Annotated in this window: 16 protein-coding genes; 9 read left to right on the top strand and 7 right to left on the bottom strand. The window is 56.1% G+C overall.

What is annotated here, in order from left to right; genetic code table 11:
* Nucleotides 1-82: 82 nt before the first annotated feature.
* On the bottom strand, nucleotides 83-1,060 hold the full coding sequence (locus tag BMZ81_RS08805) for a hypothetical protein (RefSeq protein ID WP_091131052.1): 978 nt from the start codon (nucleotides 1,058-1,060) through the stop codon (nucleotides 83-85).
* A gap of 334 nt (nucleotides 1,061-1,394) precedes the next feature.
* Between BMZ81_RS08805 and BMZ81_RS08800 the strand changes: the two genes are divergently transcribed.
* From BMZ81_RS08800 to BMZ81_RS08785, 4 genes are all read left to right on the top strand, one after another.
* Entirely contained in the window at nucleotides 1,395-2,684 is a 1,290-nt protein-coding gene (locus BMZ81_RS08800; protein ID WP_177187263.1) for a lactate racemase domain-containing protein, read from the top strand.
* A gap of 136 nt (nucleotides 2,685-2,820) precedes the next feature.
* Nucleotides 2,821-7,644, top strand: coding sequence for a nicotinate-nicotinamide nucleotide adenylyltransferase (locus tag BMZ81_RS08795; protein WP_091131047.1), 4,824 nt, complete (start codon nucleotides 2,821-2,823; stop codon nucleotides 7,642-7,644).
* A gap of 151 nt (nucleotides 7,645-7,795) precedes the next feature.
* Entirely contained in the window at nucleotides 7,796-9,043 is a 1,248-nt protein-coding gene (locus tag BMZ81_RS08790; RefSeq protein ID WP_091131044.1) for a lactate dehydrogenase, read from the top strand.
* A gap of 78 nt (nucleotides 9,044-9,121) precedes the next feature.
* Nucleotides 9,122-10,186, top strand: coding sequence for an NAD(P)H-dependent oxidoreductase (locus BMZ81_RS08785; protein ID WP_242942606.1), 1,065 nt, complete (start codon nucleotides 9,122-9,124; stop codon nucleotides 10,184-10,186).
* Nucleotides 10,187-10,253: 67 nt separating this feature from the next.
* Here the strand turns inward: BMZ81_RS08785 and BMZ81_RS08780 are convergent, their stop codons facing one another.
* From BMZ81_RS08780 to BMZ81_RS08760, 5 genes are all read right to left on the bottom strand, one after another.
* Nucleotides 10,254-10,913 (bottom strand): hypothetical protein, encoded by a 660-nt coding sequence (locus BMZ81_RS08780; protein ID WP_091131040.1) that lies wholly within the window; start codon nucleotides 10,911-10,913, stop codon nucleotides 10,254-10,256.
* Nucleotides 10,910-11,611: a permease prefix domain 1-containing protein gene (locus BMZ81_RS08775; RefSeq protein ID WP_143072760.1), complete on the bottom strand. Its 702-nt coding sequence runs from the start codon at nucleotides 11,609-11,611 to the stop codon at nucleotides 10,910-10,912. The genes BMZ81_RS08780 and BMZ81_RS08775 overlap by 4 nt, the downstream gene beginning before the upstream one ends.
* Nucleotides 11,612-11,651: 40 nt before the next feature.
* Complete coding sequence (locus BMZ81_RS08770; RefSeq protein WP_091131035.1) at nucleotides 11,652-11,987, bottom strand: PadR family transcriptional regulator; 336 nt, start codon at nucleotides 11,985-11,987, stop codon at nucleotides 11,652-11,654.
* A gap of 109 nt (nucleotides 11,988-12,096) precedes the next feature.
* Nucleotides 12,097-12,987, bottom strand: coding sequence for a DUF3298 and DUF4163 domain-containing protein (locus BMZ81_RS08765; RefSeq protein ID WP_091131033.1), 891 nt, complete (start codon nucleotides 12,985-12,987; stop codon nucleotides 12,097-12,099).
* A 41-nt stretch (nucleotides 12,988-13,028) separates the two neighbouring features.
* Nucleotides 13,029-14,237 (bottom strand): tRNA(Met) cytidine acetate ligase, encoded by a 1,209-nt coding sequence (locus BMZ81_RS08760; RefSeq protein ID WP_091131030.1) that lies wholly within the window; start codon nucleotides 14,235-14,237, stop codon nucleotides 13,029-13,031.
* A gap of 198 nt (nucleotides 14,238-14,435) precedes the next feature.
* On the opposite strand from BMZ81_RS08760, the gene BMZ81_RS08755 reads away from it, so the two are divergent.
* The 5 genes from BMZ81_RS08755 (at nucleotide 14,436) to BMZ81_RS08735 (ending at nucleotide 17,437) form a co-directional block, all read left to right on the top strand.
* Nucleotides 14,436-15,638: an acetate/propionate family kinase gene (locus BMZ81_RS08755; protein WP_091131028.1), complete on the top strand. Its 1,203-nt coding sequence runs from the start codon at nucleotides 14,436-14,438 to the stop codon at nucleotides 15,636-15,638.
* A gap of 115 nt (nucleotides 15,639-15,753) precedes the next feature.
* On the top strand, nucleotides 15,754-16,440 hold the full coding sequence (locus BMZ81_RS08750; RefSeq protein WP_091131026.1) for a 5'-methylthioadenosine/S-adenosylhomocysteine nucleosidase: 687 nt from the start codon (nucleotides 15,754-15,756) through the stop codon (nucleotides 16,438-16,440).
* Between the two features lies 1 nt (nucleotide 16,441).
* On the top strand, nucleotides 16,442-16,900 hold the full coding sequence (locus BMZ81_RS08745) for an S-ribosylhomocysteine lyase (protein ID WP_091131024.1): 459 nt from the start codon (nucleotides 16,442-16,444) through the stop codon (nucleotides 16,898-16,900).
* An 80-nt stretch (nucleotides 16,901-16,980) separates the two neighbouring features.
* Nucleotides 16,981-17,112, top strand: coding sequence for a helix-turn-helix transcriptional regulator (locus BMZ81_RS08740; protein WP_091131021.1), 132 nt, complete (start codon nucleotides 16,981-16,983; stop codon nucleotides 17,110-17,112).
* Between the two features lie 79 nt (nucleotides 17,113-17,191).
* Nucleotides 17,192-17,437, top strand: a complete 246-nt coding sequence (locus tag BMZ81_RS08735) for a DUF6061 family protein (RefSeq protein ID WP_091131019.1) — start codon at nucleotides 17,192-17,194, stop codon at nucleotides 17,435-17,437.
* A gap of 57 nt (nucleotides 17,438-17,494) precedes the next feature.
* Here the strand turns inward: BMZ81_RS08735 and BMZ81_RS08730 are convergent, their stop codons facing one another.
* Entirely contained in the window at nucleotides 17,495-18,334 is an 840-nt protein-coding gene (locus BMZ81_RS08730; protein ID WP_091131016.1) for a helix-turn-helix domain-containing protein, read from the bottom strand.
* Nucleotides 18,335-18,700 lie beyond the last annotated feature (366 nt).

The following is an 18,700-nucleotide window of genomic DNA, read 5'->3' as shown; positions in this document are numbered from 1 at the left end:
ACCTCCACAAGGCAGTAGGAAAACCACACTGCTGCCAGTCACGGTAAGGATACTTGCGCGCGGCGGCTGGCAGCACATCCTTCTAGCCTTGGTTCCCTTTTGGCGGCAGAGACAGCTTATACACATAGTCGCCTCCCACCAGCCTGCCATATTGGAAGCGGCGGCTGGCAGACTCAAACAGCACATACAGCCGTCCTCCGGTGAACACCGTCTCTTCTGCCTTGGGCGGCATGTGAAGAATCCCCGTGCAGTCGTCGCTGTCTAAATAGTACAGGGCCACCGGGGTCCCTTCAGCCCAGAAAATTCCCCGGCCGCCTCCAAGCGCACGTTCGGCATCGTACAGGTAGATTTGGGACGCCCCCAATGCGCTGGAAGCAGAGAGGGCCACGCGTCCGTCGCTGGTAATTGCCATGCCCTGGACACGTTCCGGGATGGACCAGACCATAAAGGGCTTCTCCCTTACTCCAAGCTCTGCGTCATCATCTACATGAAAAGCCATGACGAGCGCTGTGTTCTGATCTCCGGCGGGTGTCACAATGTGATGGGACGCCGCTGTGGGGTACCGGGTGCCGTAAGCATACTCTCCCACCAGTAAATATTCCCCCCACAGGCAGCAAAAGGAGGCTCGGTTCCCGGTGGAAAAGCTTCCAACTGCAATAGCGGTCTTTCGTTTGGGATCCATCATTTCTTCTGTGGAAAAGGCATAGCACCGCCCGCCGCCGGAGAGGTAGGCAAAGCGGCGCCCCACAGTCACACCGCCGGCATGGCTGAAAAGAGTCTCTCCGTCCTCCCGACACAGCCGAATCTCCCTGGCTTCCCCCCCAGGCACCACCCGGTACAGACGCGCGGCATTGGTATCAGCCATATAGCCGCTGATAAAAAAGCCCCCGCCCCAAGCCGCCATCCCCTGGGGAACAAATTTCTCTGACAGCCCCGGCACAAAAAAGGCCTTTTCCGCCTCTCCGTAAAAGTCACGGAAGTACAGAAGGAAGGTCATTTGAAATAGCAGTACCAGTGCAATCCCAACCAGCAGCAGACGTTTTGCCAGCCTCCACTTCATGACCATCCCTCCTCTTTGCATTTTCTCTTATTCTACTGCGTTTTTATTGAATTCGCTGGAGTTTTCTTTCGTCCAATTTAACAAAATTTAAATGCTTTCTTTGATCCGTAACCGTCCACTTTTTCCCTGGTATCATTTCGCAGCCCGCCTGCGTACGTCCATGTAGAACCCTCAAGTGCTTTTGTTCGTAATAGTCAAATTATTCCGCTTTTTGCATTCTTTTTTGTTGATTTTATTGACTTTGTTACATTGAAGTTCTATGATTGAAAGTAAATATACGTTTATTTCCACTATCACATTCAGAATTTACCGTGAAATTCAAGGAGGTTTTTGTATGTCAAAAATTATCAACATTCCCTTTGAAGCTGCGGAGGATCGCGGTACTGTTCTGCCTCTCAGCATTCCTGACAGCTGCAAGCTTCTGGAGTTTGTTCCCGAGGAACCCGCTCCCCTGGCAGATCCTGCTCAGGCCCTGCTGGACGCCGTTGAGCATCCTGTTGGAGGCAAGAAGCTCTCCGAACTGGTTGCCGGCGGAAAGAGCGTCGTTTTGATGATCGAAAACCAGTTCCGCGCTGCGCCGACAGATCTTCTTCTGTTACCTCTGGTGAAAAAGCTTCAGGCAGCCGGCTGCTCCATCAAAATTGTCATCGGATCCGGTAAGGTAGGCCCGCTGAATGATGATGAAGTTCGCACCAAGCTGGGTGATAAGCTTTATAGTCTCGGTCTGCCAGTATGCTCCAACGATGTGAGCCAGGCGGATAATTATGCCTTCAAGGGTGTCAGCACCCGCGGCATTCCCATTTGGGTGCATAAATGGGTGGACGAGGCCGATGTGAAAATCACGCTAGGCACCACCCAGGCAACTTTGTGGGGGTACGGCGGATCCGGTATGGTGATTCCCGGCACTGCCAACAACGAAACCATTGAGATGAACCATATCATGTCTCTCTCCCCCACCTGTGTGCCCGGCAATAATGAGGCTGCCATGCAGCTGGACAAATACGAGGCACTGCACATGTGCGGCATTACCATGGGAATCAACGTCATTGTCAGTAACCGGTTTGACATTGTGGCCATCAATGCCGGTGAACCGGAGGAGTCACACCGGGCATCCGTAGCAGAGTACGATAAGATTTATAAGTTCCCTGTGACGGAGAAGGCAGATATTGTGATCTGCGGCTCCACCGCTCCTACCGATCACCTGTTCTTCCACACCAGCTGGGCCGTGGTCAACGTGGATCCCGTCACCAAAGATGACGGTACCATTCTCTTTGCCAGCCCATGCCCCGGTTACGGCGCATTGGAGGGCTTCGCTCTGATGGATCTGCTGAAGGCCTATATGCCGCCTTCTGCAGAGCACAATGAGGCTGCGTTGAAGGACTTTTACAGCCATAAAAACGAATTGTGGGCTGGCTGCATCTGGTACAAGGTCTACGAGGTGATGGTCCGCAAAGCGACGGAGTATATCACCCTTGATCAGAATTTGGACTTTGCTAAGGATGTGGGATTGTGCGCCAGCGGTCCTGCCAATGTCCAGAAGGTCTTTGACCGTCTGTTGGAGAAGTACGGTCCCAATGCAACAGTGGCCTTTGTCCCCTTTGGTCGTTATACCGTACTAAACTGAGCAATCTCGCTTATATGGGACAGGCGGAGCGGATAGCTCCGCCTGTCTTTTTTGTTTTGATTTCTCTTTCATCTTTTTAACCCGTGCTGTATACTAAAGGAAAAAGCATCCGTCTCCGGACGAAAGGGAGGCATCTATGGAAAAGCAGACAGCCCAGACTTATTTGCGGATTTCAGAATCTTTTCAGGCCCCGGCATTTTTGCGGAAGCTGGGAATGGGGCAGCGCAGTGCAGCCCGCCTGTTTAATGGGGCGGACTGGCAGGCACTGTTGGCCCCATTGCTGCCAATCCGCGGCAGGCTCTCCTGCAGCGCCGTGCTCGACGCCTTCCGGCCGCTGCTGGATCAATTGGCGCCGGAACCGAAAGAGGGGTGGCTCCCCTATGTTTACCAGGTTGCATCTGCCCTTTTATTTCCAGCTGCTGACCATACGCACACGTCTGCCCAATGGGACGGCGCTTTATGCTTTTTGCAGTTTCTTCAGGAGCTGTTTTCTCTGGAGCGGCATTTGCTGCCCTTTGACCCTTGGCTGGATTTCGCCTTCTGTACAGAAGCTGAACTGCAGCAGAGCGGTGCAAAGGAGGAATATCGGCAGTTTCAAACACGATTCCGGGAGGAATATATCTATGAATTGCTTCGGATCGGCCGGGAAATTACCCCTTACCGAACGTTAGAGCATATTGCCGGCGTCCACCATGTGGCCATGACGATTTCCCGCGCGTTTCACGCAAATGGCGGGCTGATTGACTTGGCGCTGATCTCCGCTGCCGCCGCCGGTCACGATCTGGGCAAGTTCGGCTGCAAACAGGGAGAGCGGGTCCCCTACCTTCACTATTATTATACCAATCTCTGGTTTGCCCAGCGGGATCTCCCCACCATTGGCCATATCGCTGCCAACCACTCGGTGTGGGATTTGGAAATTGAGAACCTCTCCTCTGAGTCTCTGGTCCTGGTATATGCTGACTTTCGAGTCAAGCAGTCCCGGGATGAGGGCGGCAACGAGATTGCCAAGCTCTATTCCCTGCAGGAGGCATTTGATGTCATTTTAAGCAAGCTCGATTACGTGGACGATGCCAAACGGAAACGGTATCGCTATGTCTATGCCAAGCTCCACGATTTTGAAGAGTACCTGCTGCTCTTCGGAGTGGACACAACTTTGAAAACAGCGGGTGGGCCTCCTCTCCCACGGCAAAATGCGGCGCTGCTGTGCCCGGACGATGTCGTGGTAGCCTTGCGCCGCACAGCGGTGGATCACAACATCCGCCTGATGCATCGTCTGGGACACGAGCAGCTGTTTGCCGGAATTCTAGAGGCCGCCAGAAGCGAAAAGGACAGTGCCCGCTTGCGGGCTTACGTGTCGATTTTTGAAGAGTACTTTACGTACTGGAACACCGCGCAAAAGGAACAAACACTGGAGTTTTTGTATGATCTGCTTTTACTGCTGGACGGTGATATTCGCCGGCAGGCCGCCTCTTTGATTGGCAGGATTCTGGCTGGATTTCACTCCGGCTATCAGAAGGAACTGCCTGCCGGGATTGCCCCCGCGCCAGAGGAGAACCGACCCTTTGAGCTGTGGGCAGAATACCTGGAAAAGTTCATCCACCCGGATCGCCGCCTGACAGCCCGGCAGACCAGCATGATCCGCTACCAGGCCAAAACAGTGGTGGATGCTCTTCTGGAGGCGTCTTCCAAGTCAGACGTCTCCCGCTTTGCCGGCGAGCTGTTCCGCCACTATCAAAAGCCTGAGGAAACGGATCCCGACGCCGCCTTTGCACTGCTGGATGCTGTATTGAATTTGCCGCTGAACCGGGTATTACCGGAAGATCTTGTCCAACTGTCGGGCTTTGCCGCCTGGTGGCTCTCCCACGGTGATCTGTCCCAACAGGCGGCTGCACTGCGGTTATTCCGCCACCTGCTGTCGGCTCTGTCGCCTTCTTCCCCATCGTATCAGATTATTCTCTCAGCCGTGGAGGGCAATGGCTGTGGGGACAGCATTCCCTTGCTGTTTTTACAGATGCAGCTGCGGCATGCACTTGCCTTGGATGCTGCAGAGCAAGAATCTCTCCTGGCTTCCCCCGAAGCCATCAGCAACGTTTTCCTGGAAAACTTGAAAACTGCCACACCTTGGATTTTAAAAGCTGTGGGCGTAGAGTATCTGCTGTATCAGGCAGAGCAGGGCAATCGTTCCAATATGCTTCATATTGCCACCCACTTTTCCAACTTGATTAAAGTCAGTGAAAACATCGTGGTTCGGCGCATGGCAGGCGAGGCGCTGCTCTCCATCGCCCCGCTTCTGACACCGGGCCATCGGAATGAAATTGCCGTGGAATTATCCAAGGCGCTGGAAACCGGCCAAGCTGAGATCTCACAGTATATCCCCAAGTATTTGGGCCGCTTTGTCCTGTGGCTGACACCGCGTGAACTGGACGAAGTAGTTGATCAAATGCTGCAGCTGCTCCCCTCCGTCAACAACAATGTGGTAGCGGCTGCGCTCTCTACAGTCGGTGCTATGCTGGAGTCCTACGCCGTCTATGGTCCCCGCTTTCAGGAGCCGACGGCCACGCTGGAGCGGCGGCGGCGTCAGATGGCGGGGCTCCTGCTGAAGGGACTGGCCTCCTGTCGGGATTCCGTGCTGCAGGAGGCCCTGCGGATACTGGGGGAGGATCTCTTTGCCTCCGATATTCTGTCCTATGAGGACAAAACCTCCCTTTTTACCCTGACCGCGAAAAAGATTCTGTTTCTAATTGGGGAGCAGTCGGAAAAAGAGCTGACCTTTTTTTATACTGCCGCTGCACTCAGCCACATTTACCGCTTTATCGTTCAGCACAAAATTGAGAGCGGCCCCTTCCAGTTTGAAACGCGGGAGCAGGTGGCTTTTTTTCCAGGAACCTTTGATCCCTTTTCTCTCAGCCACAAGGGCATTGTAAGGAAAATCAGAGATCTGGGCTTTGAGGTACAGCTTGCCATCGACGAATTTTCCTGGTCTAAAAAAGCGCAGCCCTCTCTTCTCCGCAGGCAGATTGCCAGCATGTCCGTGGCCGATGAGTTCGACGTCTATCTATTCCCTCATGATTTGCCCGTCAACCTGGCAACCCCGGATGATCTGGAGCGTCTGCAACGTGTATTTGCAGGCCGGTCACTGTATCTGGTGGTGGGATCGGATGTTGTGTCCAACGCCTCCTCCTACCGGACAGCCCCTTCGGAAGGATCCGTCCACCATCTCAATCACATCGTCTTCCGGCGCTCCAGCGACGCCGACGGGCGGGAAATCCCAGTGGATCTCTCCTGTATCACCGGAAAGGTTCTCCAACTGCAGCTGCCAACCTATCTGGAGGACATCAGTTCCACCCGGATTCGGGAGAATATTGACTTGGGGCGGGATATCTCGAACCTCATCGACCCCGCCGTGCAGAATTTTATTTACCGAAACAGCCTCTACCTCCGTGAGCCCCAGTACAAACAGCTGCTCCGGGTCAGTTATCTGGATTTTTCCTATACAGAGGCACCCGAGGAATCGCTGCAGCGGGAATTGGCAGAGGCCGTTGCCCGAAGCGGGCATCCCGCCCCCAGCATAGACCGCCGGGACGGCATCCTGGTTCTGCGGGATCTGGGAGCCCGTCCGCGGTTACTTGGCTTTTTGACCATGCGGACGGTGAATTCTGGCGGGCTGTATGAAGCCTTGGGAAACGCTCAATTAGCCAATGAAATTCGCCGGCATACCGCAGGCCGCATTCAGCTTTTAACCGGCCTCCATATTGTCCGTTTTCCCGGCGGAAATTATGATGTGGGGCAGCTCCTTTTAACAGAGGCCTTGTCCCGCGCCATGGACGAGGACTGCAGCTATGCTGTCTGGTACCCGACCTCCCTTCACTCGCCCCCCAAAATTCTGGACCTTTTGGAACGGCAGGGCTTTATCGGTACCGGAGGCGTCAGCGGCTCCCATTCCCTACTGCTGGTGGACATGCGATCTCCGGCCGTGTTGATTCAAAACATCTCCACCACCTTAAAGGAGCCGTTCTCCTCTGACCGGCGGGTTCTTCGTGCCACGGAAACAGCGCATTCCCGCATTCAGCGGGCTATCTGCGGCCTATATCCCGGCTCTCTGGTCCTGTCTTTGAACGCCGAGGTAATCTATCACCGCCTGGTGCGGAAGATTGTAGATCTTAACGGTGTCCCGGCAGAACCCACTCATCCCCGCGTGCTGGGTCCGAAGATGTGCGTCCCCTTTGGTAAAATTCTTCGTGGCAATGCAATCCCCAACACCGTTACCAAAACGCTTCATACCGATAAGGTCTTTGCACCGGATCTCAAGTCCTTTGGAATTGAAGCCTTCCCCGGTTATGCGCCGCTGGAAAGCCAGGTCCGCACCATCCATTCCTTCCGCAGGCCTGTTGTATTGGTAGACGATCTGCTTCACTCCGGTAACCGGATTCAGGCGTTGGAGCCTCTGTTCCGCAAGGAGGTCGTGGAGATTGACCGTGTTCTGGTGGGCCTGTTGTCCGGCAGGGGACGCGATCTGATATCGGACAAAGGGTTGGCTGTAGACTGCGCTTATTTTATTCCAAACCTGCGTGCCTGGTTTGTGGAATCCACGATGTATCCATTCATCGGCGGTGATACGGTAAGCGGCAGCTCTCCCTCCGTTCCAGGTCTGATGCCGGCAGTCAATCTGATTTTACCGTATGCTTTCCCGCGGTTTTACCGGGAATGCGACCGGGATGCCGTGTTCAGCTTTTCCCGGATTTGTATTGAGAACTCCCGGGATATTCTGATAGCACTGGAGTCTTCCTATCGTGATCGCTATGCCCGGAACCTGACGCTCTCTCGTCTTGCCGAGGCGGTGATACTTCCGCTGTCCCCGGATAAGGGCAACTGCCTGCATTATGACGCCAATCTCCCGGCCTCGTCCTGCTTGGAAAGCGATCTGCAAATGCTGTTGCGCATGCAGAATCTGCTGACATAAGCGCAGTTTCCAGCGGCTTGCTTTTCATATTCTCCGGTATTTTTCCATTCTTCTGATCCAACTCGGTTCTTCACTGCCGCATTGCAACAGACAGTATGGGTGCCTCGCGGCCGTCTGGTTGTTTAATGCCATCAAAAAACGGGGTGTGTCCATGTACTACTATCGCTATCACGATCAGCTTTTTGCCTCCCTTCTTCCAAACCTTCCCCTGGAAGCGGCGGAAATGCCCGCTGCCCAGGTACCCGTGGTCTTTCTGGTATCCCGGGATCCGCAGCACAGTCTGGCAGCCTATTGCGTCTCATCTTCCCGGCAGCTGACTGCTGCGGAGGAGGATGTCACTTGGCTGGACCCGAACCGGATGTCTGTTGAAATTCCAACGCTGTCCCGGCGCATCCAACGCCGGATTAGTACCCGGACTCTTCGGGCAGTCAATATACAGCATCCTAAGTGGCAGAGTATTTTGGAGCCGCCCGGCACGCACGCTGCGAAGTGCCGGGTGAATCTGCTGGCAGTGGGTGATGTGGGGGGGACTTTGCTGACTGCCCTAAAGCTGCTTGGCCGTGACTGTATTGAGCATATCGGTATCTGCGATCTCAGCGAACATACTGTGGCTCGCTGGGCTGCCGAAATGGGGCAGGTTTCCTGGCCATGGGACTATGAATCGCTGCCTCCGGTGGAACCCATCCCTCCCGAGCGCCTGTTTGACTGTGATGTTGTCATTTTTTCCGCCACCCGCAGTATTCCTCCGGTTGGCAGCGGCATCCGGGATGTGCGGATGACCCAGTTTGACGCCAACCGCACCATTATAGAGGCCTATGCCCGGCAGGCGCGTTCTTCCGCATTTCGGGGGCTGTTTGCCATTCTCTCGGATCCGGTAGACCCCCTGTGTAAGGCCGCCTATCTCGCTTCCAATATGGGGCCGGACGGCATATGGGACGGCGGCGGTCTGCGGCCGGAGCAGATTCAGGGTTTCGGTCTTGGCGTGATGAACGCCAGGGCAGCATATATTGCAAAACAGGATTCCCGGTTCCGCTCCTTTTTGGAAGAAGGCCGCAGCTTTGGTCCCCATGGCCAGGGCCTGGTCATTGCCAACTCCATTGCCCACTACGATGACGCGCTTTCCCAGGAGTTGACGCAGCAGGTTCTGGAGGCCAATCTGCGGATCCGGGAACTCGGTTTCAAGCCATATGTGGCTCCGGCGCTGTCCTCCGGGGCATTGCAGCTGCTGCTGACGCTGCGGGGACAGTGGCACTGCAGCTCTGTCTGCCTGGGAGATGTGTGGTTCGGCGTCCGAAACCGCTTCACTCCCGCCGGTCTGGAACTGGAAACCGCCTCTCTGCCGGACGCGCTGTTCGCCCGCCTTCAGGAGACGGAGACGTTGCTGAGGGCAATTATCTGACGAAGGCGGCCGCCCACAATTCCCAGGATTGACTGGCGCCGTGCCTGCCAGAATCGTACTTCAGGAAAAACGGAGTAAATGACAAAGAGGAGAGGTGATTCCATGCTGACTGTGATCTGCCCCGGCTCCCCCGCCGGAGAACGTTTTGAGCGCCTTCTCTCCGCCGCGCTGGCCGGGCACGCTTTTCAGCGGGTCTCCTGGCTGACGGATCCGCTGGCGGAGCGCCGCCTTTTCTTTGCCGTCTCCCTGCCGGAGAGCGGCGTCAGCCATGGGTTTTATGATCTGCTGGCCTTTTTGCGGGCACACCCCGGGTGCCTTGCCGGGAGCGTTGGCGGCATCCTGATCGACGGCGCCGGAGATCTGTACACCAAGGCCATTGGCCGGGAGCTGGTGCTTGCGGCAAATCTCGCGGGCTGTCGGTTTCCCGGCCGCCCGCTGGTGGAGTGCACGGGAACTCTGCAAAACTTTACTGTGCAGGCAAAAAACGCGGGCTGCGGGCTGTCAGAGGCCGCGGACCTGGCTTCCGCGGACCTGGTTCGGCGCATTCTGGACTTCTCCCCTCCCCGGCATTCCCGGCCCAAGCTCCTGGTGCTCCACGCCTCCAACCACAAAACCTCCAACACTCTGGCCCTGTGGAGCCGGGTGCGCAAGCAGCTGGAGAACACCTGCTCCATTACGGAAATCGGACTGCGAAACGGCACGCTGGAGGACTGCTCCGGCTGCCCCTATACCATGTGTCTCCATTATGGCGAGCAGGGAGACTGCTTTTATGGCGGCGTCATGGTGCAGGAGGTCTATCCCGCCATCCGTGAGGCAGACGCGGTGGTGCTGCTGTGCCCCAACTACAACGATGCTCTCTCCGCCAATCTGACCGCCGCCATCAACCGGCTGACCGCCCTGTACCGCACCGCCCCCTTCACGGGCAAGGCCGTATTCGGCATCGTGGTGTCCGGTTATTCCGGCGGAGATATCGTGGCAAGCCAGCTGGTTTCCGCCCTGAATATGAACAAGGGCTTTTGGCTGCCCTCCCGGTTCTGTCTGCTGGCGACCGCCAACGACGCGGGCACCGCCCTGGCTCTGCCGGGAATTGACGCACGGCTGGAGGCATTCGCAGCCAATTTGCTGCACCATCTGCAAGAATAAGCAAAGAGACTGTATCCGCTCTGGTACAGTCTCTTTTATTTTGAACTGCCGGCTTGCCGTGCCGCGTTCATTCCCAGCGCGGCTCTGCGCCCATCAGCTCCAATGTTCCCGTGCTGGCGCCGTCGGCAAAATAACCGGTGACACTGCATGCTCTGCTCCAGTTGTCCGTCTCCGGCAGCAGGACGCAGAGGAAAAAACGGTTCCCTGTCCCGTCCAAAATCCAGTCCGCCGCCGTCAGGCGCACCGTCTGGTCAAAGCCGCCTTCCAGTGCGTGAAACTGAACCACCAGCTCCGTCACTCCCGGGTCTTCCACACAGCCAAAAACGCAGTAGGTATCCGTTGTCTGCCCCTTGTCCGGGTCGTAATCGGAGCGAATGCGGCAGACCGCCGCCGAGAAGGGCTTCTCCTGCCGCCGCTCCGCATACTTTGCCAGATTGGTGTACCACCCGTGCTTCCACGACCATGCATAGCGGGCAAGAATGACCGCATTCTCCCCTCCGGAGAGCCGCAGACGGCTGTTCCCCTCATCATCCGGTACATCTGTTTCTGCCAAAAACACCGTGTCACCGGTATTCTGCTCCCGTTCCAGGATCCGCAGGACCCGTTCCGGCGTCAGACAGTAGACCCCCAGCGCGTGGCTGACTAAAATCAACAGCAGCAGTGCCGCCATCCATCGCATGGTCAGCCGCCGACGGGTAGGAATGCGTTTCTTCCGTCTCCATTTCATTCTCCACGCACCTCCCAGGGCAGCTCCACCGTCAGGTCAAATTTCTTTCCGTACCGGTCGTATGTCATTTGAACGCTGTCGCCGTAATTGACCGGAATCTCATAGATGTAAGCCCACTTCCAGCCATGTCCGCCCACGGGCTTCATCTCCGAAGAAGTGACGAGTTCCAATCGGTTCCACAGAAATGCGGCAGTCGCATCCCCCGGCACCTGCTCTGCGAAGAAACGTCTGTCCCAAGCGCTTATGGCCAGATAGGCCATGCCGCCTCCTGTCGGATTCTCCAGGCCCACCTGATAGACCCGCACCGTCACATCGCCGCACTCCACCTGCAAATCCAGCTCCTCCACCGCCCCAAGCTGGTCGTTGAAATCCCGGACAACCGCCAGCTTTTCCGGGCAGAAGCAGGCCCTCAGATTTTCCGCAGTGTTGTCCAGCGTCTGGCAGAGCGGCATTCCCACCAGAAGTACAGCCACCAGCGTCAGAGCCATGACCACCCGCTTGACGGCCAGCCAGAAGGGCGGGTACTGCCGGTCCATGGCCCGGCCGATCTCTGCCGGGTCCCCCATAACGGTGACAGAGCGCTCTTCTGCCAAGGCCTCGTCATAGCCCAATTCCATCAGGGCACAGATGTGGTCCTCCAGATGGCCCTCCAATTCCTGCCGGACAGCCTCCTCTTCTCTTCTGGTCAGCCGGTGCATAGATTGCAGCACCTGGCTGCAGAATTCCCGCCGGTTCATCTCACGCCATGGACGCGCTGCTGCGGAGCACCGCGTTCACCGCACCGGCATAGGTATTCCAGGCCGCTGCGTCCTCTTTCAGTTGTGCCGCGCCGCGGCGTGTCAGATGGTAATATTTCCGCACCCGGCCCGTGTGTGTCTCCTGTTGGTACGCTTCCACCAGCCCGTCCCGCTCCAGCCCATGGAGTACCGGATACAGCGTACCCTCCTTCATCTCAAAGGTGCGGTCGGAGCGGCGGGCCAGCTCCACGATCATCTGATAGCCGTACATATCCTCTCCTGCCAGCAGAGAGAGCACCAGCAGCTGCGTATGTTCCATGTTCTGTTTTTTTCTCATACTGCGTCTCCGATTCTCTGTATACCTAGAATATCTATGTACAGAATACATAGATATTCTAGGTATGTCAAGTATAAAAAGCGCAGACCGATGGTCCGCGCCTTTTCATTCAGTCTTCTGTTGTCCCCAACTCCAAAATTACCTTGCCGTGATCACTGAGATGCGGCAGCAATAACTCATATGGCAGGCTGAATACCTGCGGCCCTGCGGCATAGCAGGCAATTTCATAGGGCGAGAACGCCACCTTCATACCAGTTTCGTCAAAAGAAACCGCATAGCTGCTCCAGTCTGCAGCAATTTCCTCATAATCCTCCCAATAGCCGGCTGCCGGAACCGTACCGTCCTCCAATGGGATATTGGCCTGACGGACAATTTCCTCCTGAACCGCAGCCAGGAAGTCCTGCCCATCTGCCGCGAGGATAGCGGGTGTGAAAAACTGTCCTGTTGTCAGATCAAAGTTCCATGCCAGCAAGCTGGTGTTTGGGTGGGCCCCGCCAGTGTAGCTGTAATATTCCGCCGCAACACTGATCAGCTCTCCGGTCTGGTAGAGGTCACAGGTCAGTCCCAGCTCATAGGCACCGATCCATTCTCCTCCGTTAAGCACCTGCCACGTGCGGTCCTCCTCGGCAGCCGCAGCCAAAGCCGAAAACTCTCCCCTGTCAAGCCAGTCCGCAAACTGGCTGTTAAAGGATTCAACGATAAGCAGTGCCGCACGCTCCGTCTCGTTCGCTGCTTGGAGAATCTCGCTTCCATCTTTCCGGACAGCAGTCATCACCGGCAGTTCAAATTTGTAATGAACCAGCAACGTACCGTCTTCCGCTTCAGCAGTATTCTCCACCGTCTGAAGTTCCACCGTATAGGTGACTGCCTCCGGTTTCGCCTCTGCTAAAATTGCAGACACAGAAAATTCAGCAGGTGTGCTCTTGATATTCGTAACTGAAGCGTTGGAACAGCCGCTCAACATACTAACTGCCAAAAGCAGCGCAATGAATGTCGTCATATTGACGCTCCTTTCCGGATGTTTCCGGAGGGTTTACAGAATTACAGAATAACAGGTCCCTCTTTCCACTCTGTTCCGCCTGCTGCGGCGGCAAGATTGGGATACGCCAGTGTATACAAGTCCGTAGCGCGAGCCTCCTGTGCAAACAGGCGCCGGGCGGCCGTGTCCAGGCGCCGTACATCCGCGGGCTTTGTCAGCACCGGCAGCACCGCACACTTCCGCATCTTTGCCAACAAGCCGCAGCCGGTGCGATTTGCAGCCAGCACCCGCAGGTATGGCAGGTTTTTAGGGAAATCTGCCGGCATCAGTCCCAGGTAAGCCCAAAGAGTCATCCGGCGCAGCCGGGCATAGGCGTACCGTTTTGTCTTGGCGGCAGCAAGCAGTTCCTCCAGAGAAGCGGCTTTCCGGGAAGCCGCGTACAGCCGGTTGCAAAGTCCCTCGCGCCCTTCGTCCAACATGGAAAACTCTGCCTCCGTCATAGACCGCAGGCGAGCCAAAACCGCCCTCTCACAAATATTCCCAAACACGGGAGCACGGCCTGCATCCTCCTCCCGACGATAAATCTCCGCCATGGCCGGCGTCATAAGGACCATCGCGGCGTCCCGCTCCCCATTCCGCAGACGGGCACGAAGCGCAGAGGCGGATGGATGTTCTTCCCTCGCTGTCTCATCATCGTGAGCCGCTCCGCGCCGGGGCACTGTCAGCGGCTGCATTGCGGAGTGATGAAGCAGAAGGCTCTTACAGTACTCTACTCCCAGGATATTATTGGGAGCCGACAGCAGTGACACATCCTCCGGCGGGAGAAGTGCGGCGGCGGCTCTCTGGCGTGCGGCGGCAAAACTGTTTCCCAAAGGTAACTCCCGCTTCAGGTGGTGGGAAAAAACCTCGCTAACAAGCGCAGAGGCTACCCGCTGCAGGGCTGCCGCGTCGCCGCATTCGCTTCCAAATGCCAAATGCGTCACCAGTCCCGTGGCCATCAAGGCCTGAACCCCGCCATCAGCAAAACGCTCTGCTGAGGAGACAGCCCACGGCAGCGGAAGCTCCAAAACCAAATCCGCCCCACTGCGGACAGCCGCCTCCGCCCGGGGCAGCTTGCCCAGCACCGCAAAGTCACCCCGCTGCACGAAGTTTCCGCTCATGACGCAGATAATCGCTCCATTTGCTCCCAGCCGGGCCCGTGTCTCCTTCAGCAAATGCATATGTCCGCTGTGCATAGGATTGTACTCTATGATAATACCTGCAATTTGCACAGATTTCACCTCGAATCAATGACAAAAAAGTGACATTTCGGTAAAAATGGCGGTTGTAACCTGGAAATTCTTTGTTATAATAAGTAATGTGTGATTTTCCGTCTGTTTGATATGGAAAGTCAAAAGAATATTTTTTATTTTATATCAATTCAGGAAAACCCGCAAGGTTTTCCACGGAAGAAGAGGAGTCGTGAATTTATGAACATTCTCGTCATCAACGCGGGCAGCTCTTCCCTGAAGTATCAGCTGCTGAATCCCGAGACAGGCGACCTGCTGGCCAAGGGCCTTTGCGAGCGCATCGGTATCGACGGCAAGTTCACCTATAAACCCCAGGTGGACGGCAAGGAAAAGCTGGACGCCGTGGATGTGGCGATGCCCACCCATTCCGAGGCCATCCAGACGGTGCTGGACGCTCTGGTGGATCCCAAGAACGGCGTCATCGGCTCCATGAAGGAAATCGACGCCGTTGGCCACCGGGTGGTGCATGGCGGTGAGGCGTTCAATCAGTCCGTTCTCATCACCGATGAGGTTATGCAGGCTCTGGAGGACTGCATCCCCCTGGCTCCGCTCCACAACCCCGCCAATATCACCGGCATCAAGGCCTGCCAGGCCTGCATGCCCGGCGTTCCCATGGTCGGTGTGTTCGATACCGCCTTCCACCAGACCATGCCCGCCAAAGCGTATATGTACGCCTTGCCTTATGAGTATTACGAAAACGACAAGGTTCGCCGTTATGGCTTCCACGGCACCTCCCACAAGTATGTGGCAGCCCGTGCAGCCGCTATGCTGGGCAAGAAACCCGAGGAGCTGAAGCTGATCAGCTGCCATTTGGGCAACGGTTCCTCCGTCACCGCCGTGGACGGCGGCAAGAGCGTGGATACCTCCATGGGCTTCACGCCCCTGGCCGGCCTGCCTATGGGCACCCGTTCCGGCGACTTGGACGCAGGTATTCTGCAGTATGTGATGAACAAGTACAACATGAGCATCGACGAAATGCTGAATGTGTTGAACAAAAAGTCCGGCGTGCAGGGCGTCTCCGGTGTCTCCTCTGATTTCCGTGACTTGGAAAACGCCCACAAGGAGGGCAATGAGCGCGCTGGTCTGGCCGTCGACATGTTCAACTATGGCGTGAAGAAGCTGATTGGTGCATATGCCGCTGCCATGGGCGGTGTGGACGCCATTATCTTTACCGCAGGCGTTGGCGAAAACTCTGTCAGTCAGCGTCTGGATATTGCCTCCGGCCTTGAATTCATGGGGGTGAAGATGGACGCTGAAGCAAACAACGTTCGCGGTAAGGAGGCTGTCATCTCTGCTGCCGATTCCACGGTGAAGGTTCTCCTCATCCCCACCAACGAGGAGCTCATGATCGCCATGGACACCGCCGCCATTGTTAAGGGCTGATCAGATACTCAAACAGGGCGTGAACAGCTGTTCACGCCCTGTTTTTTTGCATTGCCGAACTCAAGTGGCCGTGGTAAAATAAATACGGAATTGTACTCGTTTGGAGGAGGAACCCATGAAAATTGGACTGCAATTCGCCATGCCGGTGGAGCTTCATGCCCTGCCGGGAGCGAAAGAGCTGGAGCCCTGTGAAATTGTCTCTGGCGTGCCTTTCTTTGAAATTGCCCCCCACATCCTGGCCTGTGCCGGCGGTGTCAGCAAAGTGAACGCCGCCATGGCGGCGGAAATTTTCTGCCTGAAATACGGCGTAGATCTGATTTTGAACGCAGGAGTCGCCGGGTGTGCCACAGACCTGCCCATTGGATCCCTGGTGGTTGCGTCTGAATTCGTCCAGCACGATGTAGACACCACCGCCGTTGGAGATCCCATTGGGCTGGTTTCCACAGTCAATCAGGTCGCATTCCCAACCTGGGAACCGGAGCGGTGTGCGCTGCTTCTGCAACGTCTCGGTTTCTCCGTTGTCACCGGCCGGGTGGCCACTGGAGATTGGTTCGCCACCAAGGGGGAACGCTCTGCTTGGATTCGGGACACCTTCCATCCCATGCTGGTGGAAATGGAGGGCGGCGCCATCGCCCAGGTGTGCCTGCGCAACGGCGTAAAGCTCGTGTCTCTCAAATCCGTCTCCGACCATCTGTTTTCCGACAATCAGGCGGACGAGTATTTTGATTTTGGACAGGCCCTGGAAAATCTGGGCAGAGTTGTTCTGCCCCTGGCCCAGGCACTGCAAAAGGAGGCGCTTTAACATGAACCGCATCGCAAGCTTTACCGTAGACCACAACAAGCTGGCACCCGGGCTGTACTACTCCCGCCGGGATGGAGACGTTGTCACCTTCGACCTGAGGTTCAAGAAACCAAACACCGGCGATCTTCTGACCAACGCGGAGATGCACTCTGCCGAACACCTGATTGCCACGCTGCTGCGGAACTCCGGGGACAAGGAGGCTGTCATCTACTTTGGCCCTATGGGCTGCCAGACCGGGTTCTACTTCCTCTTTGACAACCGGCTGCTCTCCTGTGAGGGGGCCATCACCCTGCTGCAGGAGGTATTCACTGCCGCCGCGTCCTTCTCTGGCGAGATGCCCGGGAAAAGCCCCGCAGAGTGCGGAAATTATATCAACCTCGACCTGGAGACCGGGAAAGCCGTCTGCCGGTTTTACGCGGAACTGATTGCCGGCTGGACGGTGGAAAAGCTGGCTTATTGAGCGGCGCAAACAGCCTTTGCGTGACTTCCAGCCCCAGTCTGTGCTAGACTGGGGCCAGTTTTTTAGAAGGAGGTGCACCGATGGCATCGGTGGGAAAACACATCCGGCGGCTCCGTTCCACCTGCGGCATGACCCAGGAAGCACTGGCGGAAAAGCTCTTCGTCACCCGGCAGGCGGTATCCGCCTGGGAGACCGGGCTTTCCCTTAGTTAAGGATACTTTCACACCAACCACCCAAAACCCACGCTTACAGACGCTTTGCTGAAAATCAAATCTGACAGAGGTTTTCAACATGGGCAAAATCATTTCCTGCGCGTTCAATATCGACACGGCCTGCGTGGAGCTGCTTTTCGCAGACGGCAGCATGATCTCCATCGACTGTACCGCTGTGGAAGGTGAGGTCGCGGACAACCGCTTTGACCGCTCCGAGCTGGACTGGCTGATCTACAACAAGCCGCTGGAATACGCCGACCTTGTGCTAAACGGCGACATCGAGGAATACTGCAAAAACTCCCGCGAACACCAGCTTGAGGACTGAGAAATCGACAGGAGACCATACCCACCCCATGCGGGCAGGTATGGTCTCCTGTTTTTGCTATCTGCGCTTCTTTCTGCCCTTGCCATGAGAACGCAGCTTACCCCGCTGGCTGATAGGGCTTTTCATGTGCTTGGACAGCTTGAGTATTTCTATCTGCGCGGCAAGCTGCTCCTTGGTGAGCTTGTCATAGTCGATGCCGAGGGTGGCAAGGACCGACCGCACTTTCTTTTCCTCTGCGCTGCCCTCAAAGCTCATGACCTTGGTCAACCGCTCCTGCACCTCTGCAACGGACAGCTCATCGTCAGCCGTCAGCGCATCGTCCCTGTGTTCCTCCCGAATGTCTCGCAGAATATCCTTCAAGGCTTTCGTAACAAGATGCCCGAAGTATTCATCCTCCTGCACCTGCGCTGCTTTTAGCGTTTGCAGATAAAGATCGTCGCTGTCCTCGCCGTATTTTTGTAAGACCATTTGCCGGGTGGTTTCAAGGACGGTGTTCATATCCTTGATCCGCATATCCGCGATCCGGTCAACGTATATCTCCGCATCCAGCATAAAGCGCCGGAATCCCTTGTGGCAGATCAGTTCCGACAGCAGCCGATGGTTGAACTTTCCCGTTTTCAATACATCCACCGCAGCATCACTCAGATGCAGTGCGCTCGGCTCTGTGTTTGGGTGATTTTTATTTTCTGTCACGCCCAGCAGATAGTCCGTGGAAACGCCCAGCTTTTCCGCCAGTCTCACAATGGCGAACGCACTAATGTCCTTGGAATCGCCGCTCTCATACTTGCCGATGGCAGAGCTGGAAAGCTCCGTCAGCGCCGCAAGCTGTTCCAGCGTCAAATGCTGTTCAACCCGCAGATCCTTGATTCTCTCCGATGCGTCGGTTTTTACCTGCATCGTGTCCCCCCTTCATTTCCTGCCCTTCCTGTCCTCATCCATAAGCGTGGAAATCGGCGCTTTTTTGCCTGATTTCCTACCTCTTGGATATACGGGAAAGGGCTATTTTTTCGCTACAATGGTTTTGTACCCGCACCTGCACCTTGAAAATCGAATAACCATCCGAACGGGATACGTCCCCCGGCGAAGTATCCGCCATGACCGCGAAAGCGCGAGCGTACCAATGGGGACGAAACGCCAGGAGCAGACCTCCGGGCAGGAACGACGTTCGGAAAGAGCGGCAAAATCGAAGGTAAAAATCAAGGCAAGTGAAAACAGCGAAAGTTTTCTTTGTTCCGTGTGCCTATCCACACGGAACAGAGCGCT

This window comes from Oscillibacter sp. PC13 (genome assembly GCF_900115635.1).
In the GTDB taxonomy this organism is placed as follows: Bacteria; Bacillota; Clostridia; order Oscillospirales; family Oscillospiraceae; genus Oscillibacter.
This window is presented reverse-complemented; position numbering and strand designations above follow the sequence as displayed.

What these genes read in the sequence shown, in the direction of transcription:
- BMZ81_RS08745 (WP_091131024.1), top strand. Translation starts at nt 16,442, where the DNA reads ATGAACCGCATCGCAAGCTTTACCGTAGACCACAACAAGCTGGCACCC.
- BMZ81_RS08805 (WP_091131052.1), bottom strand. Translation starts at nt 1,060, where the DNA reads ATGAAGTGGAGGCTGGCAAAACGTCTGCTGCTGGTTGGGATTGCACTG.
- BMZ81_RS08775 (WP_143072760.1), bottom strand. Translation starts at nt 11,611, where the DNA reads ATGCACCGGCTGACCAGAAGAGAAGAGGAGGCTGTCCGGCAGGAATTG.
- BMZ81_RS08735 (WP_091131019.1), top strand. Translation starts at nt 17,192, where the DNA reads ATGGGCAAAATCATTTCCTGCGCGTTCAATATCGACACGGCCTGCGTG.
- BMZ81_RS08750 (WP_091131026.1), top strand. Translation starts at nt 15,754, where the DNA reads ATGAAAATTGGACTGCAATTCGCCATGCCGGTGGAGCTTCATGCCCTG.
- BMZ81_RS08790 (WP_091131044.1), top strand. Translation starts at nt 7,796, where the DNA reads ATGTACTACTATCGCTATCACGATCAGCTTTTTGCCTCCCTTCTTCCA.
- BMZ81_RS08795 (WP_091131047.1), top strand. Translation starts at nt 2,821, where the DNA reads ATGGAAAAGCAGACAGCCCAGACTTATTTGCGGATTTCAGAATCTTTT.
- BMZ81_RS08765 (WP_091131033.1), bottom strand. Translation starts at nt 12,987, where the DNA reads ATGACGACATTCATTGCGCTGCTTTTGGCAGTTAGTATGTTGAGCGGC.
- BMZ81_RS08770 (WP_091131035.1), bottom strand. Translation starts at nt 11,987, where the DNA reads ATGAGAAAAAAACAGAACATGGAACATACGCAGCTGCTGGTGCTCTCT.
- BMZ81_RS08785 (WP_242942606.1), top strand. Translation starts at nt 9,122, where the DNA reads ATGACAAAGAGGAGAGGTGATTCCATGCTGACTGTGATCTGCCCCGGC.
- BMZ81_RS08780 (WP_091131040.1), bottom strand. Translation starts at nt 10,913, where the DNA reads ATGAAATGGAGACGGAAGAAACGCATTCCTACCCGTCGGCGGCTGACC.
- BMZ81_RS08755 (WP_091131028.1), top strand. Translation starts at nt 14,436, where the DNA reads ATGAACATTCTCGTCATCAACGCGGGCAGCTCTTCCCTGAAGTATCAG.
- BMZ81_RS08740 (WP_091131021.1), top strand. Translation starts at nt 16,981, where the DNA reads ATGGCATCGGTGGGAAAACACATCCGGCGGCTCCGTTCCACCTGCGGC.
- BMZ81_RS08730 (WP_091131016.1), bottom strand. Translation starts at nt 18,334, where the DNA reads ATGCAGGTAAAAACCGACGCATCGGAGAGAATCAAGGATCTGCGGGTT.
- BMZ81_RS08800 (WP_177187263.1), top strand. Translation starts at nt 1,395, where the DNA reads ATGTCAAAAATTATCAACATTCCCTTTGAAGCTGCGGAGGATCGCGGT.